Consider the following 4,372-nt stretch of genomic DNA (forward strand, 5'->3'; position numbering starts at 1 on the left):
CATCGGCGATTCAAAATCAAAAACATCTTTCATAATCGTTTGCCCGCCGACAGAAGAAAAAAGATGGTCATGCCGGAAACATGTGAAAGCGCCGTTGACCATTTCATCCGTAAAATAATTGGGGTATTCGAACCGGGTGATTTTTGAACTTAATGTTTGCCTTATTCCGAAATGCTTTGCCTGCCAGGTAACTGTTTCACCTAAGCTAATCAGGCCGGAAGTGCGGCCCGCAATGGCTTGTTCACCGGTTTGTTTGGTGGATTCCATATGGAGGTCGATACTCCTTGCCAAATCAAAGCAAACCCCAATGGGGGCATTGATTTGGGTCGATAATTCAATTTTTGGCATTGATTACTTCTATCGGCATTAAATCAGAAATCTCCCAACTTTATTCGCAAAGGCAATCGGTGAAATCACCCCCCAATCGGTGTAATCCAGATTAAAACTCAGCGTTTTTAGGAAACCTTGGGAACGGGATCACATCCCTGATATTGCCCATGCCGGTAACAAACAGCACCAGGCGTTCAAAGCCTAAACCAAAACCGGCATGCGGGCAGGCGCCAAAGCGGCGGGTGTCCAGGTACCACCATAATTCTTCTTTAGGGATGCCCATTTCGTCCATGCGTTGCTCCAGCTTATCTAGTCTTTCCTCGCGCTGCGAACCGCCAACGATTTCGCCGATGCCCGGGAACAGGATATCCATCGCGCGTACGGTTTCGTTGCCGTTCATGTCGGTTTCATTCTGGCGCATGTAAAATGCTTTGATCTGTTTTGGGTAATCGGTAAGGATGACCGGCTTTTTAAAATGTTTTTCTACCAGGTAACGTTCATGTTCCGATTGCAGGTCAGTTCCCCAGCCTTCCACCGGGTACTGGAATTTCTTTTTCTTGTTCGGGGTCGATTCTTTCAGGATGTCGATGGCCTCGGTATAGGTTAAGCGCTCGAAATCATTATTCAAACAAAACTGCAGTTTTTCAATCAGGGTCATCTCCGAGCGGTCCTGTTGCGGCTTTTGTTTTTCTTCATCCAGCAGGCGCTGTGTCAAAAATTCAATATCCTCCACATTTTTCTCCAGCGCGTATTTGATCACATATTTCAGCAGGGCTTCGGCCAGGTCCATGTTGTCATTCAGGTCGTAAAAAGCCATTTCCGGCTCTATCATCCAAAACTCCGCCAAATGCCGGGTAGTATTGGAATTTTCAGCCCTGAAAGTTGGTCCGAAAGTATAAATATCGCTTAAAGCCATGGCGCCCAACTCGCCTTCCAGCTGGCCCGAAACGGTGAGGTTGGTAGGGCGGCCGAAAAAGTCTTCTTTAAAATCAACTGCACCGGTATCGTCTTTTGGCGGATTGGCCAGGTCGAAATTGGTAACGTGGAAAGTTTCCCCCGCGCCTTCCGCGTCAGAAGCGGTAATGATCGGCGTATGCAAATACACAAAACCGCGCTCCTGGAAAAATTGGTGTATGGCGAAGGCCAGGCTGTTGCGAACGCGAAATATAGCGCCGAATGTATTGGTGCGGAAACGCAGGTGGGCGTTTTCCCTTAAAAATTCCAAACTGTGTTTTTTGGGTTGGATAGGATAGGTTTCGGGATCGCAATCACCTAAAACCTCAATTGCTGATGCTTTAAGCTCAACTTTTTGGCCTTTACCCAAAGAGGCAACCAATGTACCCGACGCGCTAATGGCTGCACCCGTGGTAATTCTTTTTAACAGCGCAGGATCGGTGTTTTCAAAATCAACCACCACCTGGAGGTTGCCATTGGTTGAGCCATCATTCAAAGCAATGAACTGGTTATTCCGGAAGGTACGTACCCATCCTTTTACCAATACCTGAATATCCGTTTGTTCACTTTCCAGTAACGCTTTGATCTTAATCCGCTGGCTCATAATAATAAAATTTGAGCGGCAAAAATACAATTATTGCTTCATTCTCTTATTCAGAATGCTCATTTTGTTTAAGTTTGCCTTAATGAACCCGAAATTAAGCCTGGCAATAGGTATCCTGTGTATTTCCTTTTCACCTATTTTCGTCAAACTTGCCGGGGTTCCGCCGGTACCGGCAACCTTTTACCGTATTTTAATCGGCTGGCTTTTTTTGATGCCCTATGTCATCGCCAAAGGCAAGCTCAGGATAGGCGGCAGAGCATTAATGATTGCGATAGCCGGCGGCGTAGTTTTTGGCGTCGACCTGGCCATCTGGAATATTTCACTCATGACCATCTCCGCCACCATTTCTACCCTGCTGGGTAACCTGGCGCCGGTATGGGTGGGCTTGTTCAGTTATTTACTGTTCCGCAAAAAAGCGGGTTCGCTATTCTGGAAAGGGACTTTCCTGGCAGTGGCCGGCATGGTCGTATTGGTTGGTTTTCGGGATGTTATGGCTTTCAAATTCAGCAACGGCGTGCTGCTCGCAATTTTATCGAGTGTACTGTATGCCGTTTATATCCTTATGACCGCAGGCATCCTGCAAAAAACAGACACGCTCACTTTTATGTTTTACAATATGCTGGGCGCCAGTGTTTGTATGCTGGTGGTTTGCCTGCTTGAGCACGACCCCATGAGCGGTTACGCCCCCTCGGGCTGGGGCTACCTGGTCGCGATGGGCCTTTTGTGCCAATTGACCGGCTGGATCACCATCAACAACGCACTTCGGGACCTGGAATCGACAAAAGTGTCCATCGCCTTGCTTTCGCAAACTGTATTTGCCGGGATATTGGCGATGATCCTTTTAGGGGAAAGGCTCGGTTTGAACGAGATCATCGGCAGCACGATCGTATTGGCGGGCATTGCACTAACTTTTTTGAGGCCAGGAAAAATGAAACCCAACACCGTCGCTGCATGAACCCCAAATTTAGCCTGGTTATCGGAATTCTTTGTATTTCCTTCGCGCCCATCTTTGTTCGCTTTGCAGATGCGCCGCCAGTTACCGCCGCTTTCTACCGTATGCTTATTGCATTAGTTTGCCTGGCACCATATTGCTTCATCAAAAGCAACCTCAAAGTAGACAGGAAGACTTTCATCATTGCCATTGCCGGAGGCATCCTCTTTGGCGCTGACATTGCCGTCTGGAATATCTCGCTCACCATAACATCGGCAACCATATCGTCGCTCATCGCCAATATTACACCCGTTTGGGTAGGTTTATTGAGCCTTATATTTTTAAAGAAGGGTTCAGGTAAACTGTTTTGGGCCGGCACCTGCAGTGCCATTATCGGGATTATCATATTGGCCGGGTATAAAACCGTGTTTTCTATCAACGCAAACCTGGGTTTGTGGCTCGCGCTACTATCAAGCCTCCTGTATGCTATTTATATCCTTATTACAAAATCAATCCTCGACCAGGTAGAAACACTCACGCTGGTTTTTTATAACCTGGCCGGGGCGACCGTTTTTTTAGGGTTGATTTGCGTGTTTCAAAAAGGCAACATGCTGGTTTTTTCGGGGAATACCTGGTTATGCTTTGCGGGCCTTGGCCTTATTTGCCAGTTAACCGGCTGGCTGACCATCACCCATAGCCTCCGCTTTTTGCCATCTACAAAGGTTTCATTAGCACTGCTGGCGCGGGCGGTGATCGCTGGGTTCTGGGCTTTTTTGTTATTGCACGAAAGGCTGGGGTTGAGCGAGATCATCGGGAGCATGATTGTGCTTGCGGGTATTGCATTAACTTTTTTAAAGCCGAAACAATCAAATAAAGTCGTAAATTAACTTTTGTGAATAACGATTAATCGAATTGCCCTACATTTGCAAACAGCATGATCATCAAATCCACCATCGACCGTATAATGGAAGCCACAGATATTGTGGAGGTGATTGGTGAGTTTGTACAGTTAAAAAAACGCGGCGCAAATTACGTGGGCCTTTCTCCTTTTGCCAATGAGCGTACCCCATCGTTCACTGTTTCCCCGGCCAAGGGTATTTTCAAGGATTTTTCGTCCGGAAAAGGCGGCTCCGCCGTTACTTTTTTAATGGAACTAGAAAAGTTCAGCTACCCGGAAGCATTAAAGTGGCTGGCTAAAAAGTATGGGATAGAGGTAGAGGAAACGGTTGAAACCGTTGAGAATAAGGAAGAGGAAAATCGCCGCGAAAGCCTGATGATCGTGACGGCTTATGCCGCCAAATTCTTTCATGAAAGCCTGCTGGATACCGAAGAGGGGCGGAATATAGGCCTGAGTTATTTTAAAGAGCGGGGTTTCAGTAATGATATCATCAAAAAATTCGAGCTCGGCTACTCGCCCGACCAATGGGAAGCTTTTACCGGTGAGGCAATAAAAAACGGTTACCAGCAGCAATTTTTAGAAGAAAGCGGACTTTCGGTAAAGCGGGATAATGGCACGCTTTACGACAGGTACCGTGGCCGGGTAATGTTCCCGA

At 47.2% G+C, this 4,372-nt stretch carries 5 protein-coding genes; 3 read left to right on the plus strand and 2 right to left on the minus strand.

The window, feature by feature from the left end:
- Together QZY09_RS23400 and asnS are read right to left on the minus strand one after the other, a co-directional pair.
- A partial coding sequence (locus tag QZY09_RS23400; protein WP_295676789.1) for an SRPBCC family protein occupies positions 1 to 348 on the minus strand: 348 nt, incomplete at its 3' end.
- 91 nt (positions 349 to 439) lie between these two features.
- Positions 440 to 1,888, minus strand: coding sequence for an asparagine--tRNA ligase (gene asnS, locus QZY09_RS23405; protein ID WP_295676791.1), 1,449 nt, complete (start codon positions 1,886 to 1,888; stop codon positions 440 to 442).
- Between the two features lie 82 nt (positions 1,889 to 1,970).
- Between asnS and QZY09_RS23410 the strand changes: the two genes are divergently transcribed.
- The 3 genes from QZY09_RS23410 to QZY09_RS23420 all read left to right on the plus strand — a co-directional run.
- Positions 1,971 to 2,843: a DMT family transporter gene (locus tag QZY09_RS23410; protein ID WP_295676792.1), complete on the plus strand. Its 873-nt coding sequence runs from the start codon at positions 1,971 to 1,973 to the stop codon at positions 2,841 to 2,843.
- Positions 2,840 to 3,706, plus strand: coding sequence for a DMT family transporter (locus QZY09_RS23415; protein WP_295676794.1), 867 nt, complete (start codon positions 2,840 to 2,842; stop codon positions 3,704 to 3,706). The genes QZY09_RS23410 and QZY09_RS23415 overlap by 4 nt, the downstream gene beginning before the upstream one ends.
- 47 nt (positions 3,707 to 3,753) lie before the next feature.
- Positions 3,754 to 4,372, plus strand: a 619-nt coding sequence (locus QZY09_RS23420; protein ID WP_295676796.1) for a CHC2 zinc finger domain-containing protein, incomplete at its 3' end; no start/stop codon positions are given.

Origin of the sequence: uncultured Mucilaginibacter sp. (genome assembly GCF_903913935.1) — a bacterium.
GTDB lineage: Bacteria > Bacteroidota > Bacteroidia > Sphingobacteriales > Sphingobacteriaceae > Mucilaginibacter.

What these genes read in the sequence shown, in the direction of transcription:
- asnS (WP_295676791.1), bottom strand. Translation starts at nt 1,888, where the DNA reads ATGAGCCAGCGGATTAAGATCAAAGCGTTACTGGAAAGTGAACAAACG.
- QZY09_RS23410 (WP_295676792.1), top strand. Translation starts at nt 1,971, where the DNA reads ATGAACCCGAAATTAAGCCTGGCAATAGGTATCCTGTGTATTTCCTTT.
- QZY09_RS23415 (WP_295676794.1), top strand. Translation starts at nt 2,840, where the DNA reads ATGAACCCCAAATTTAGCCTGGTTATCGGAATTCTTTGTATTTCCTTC.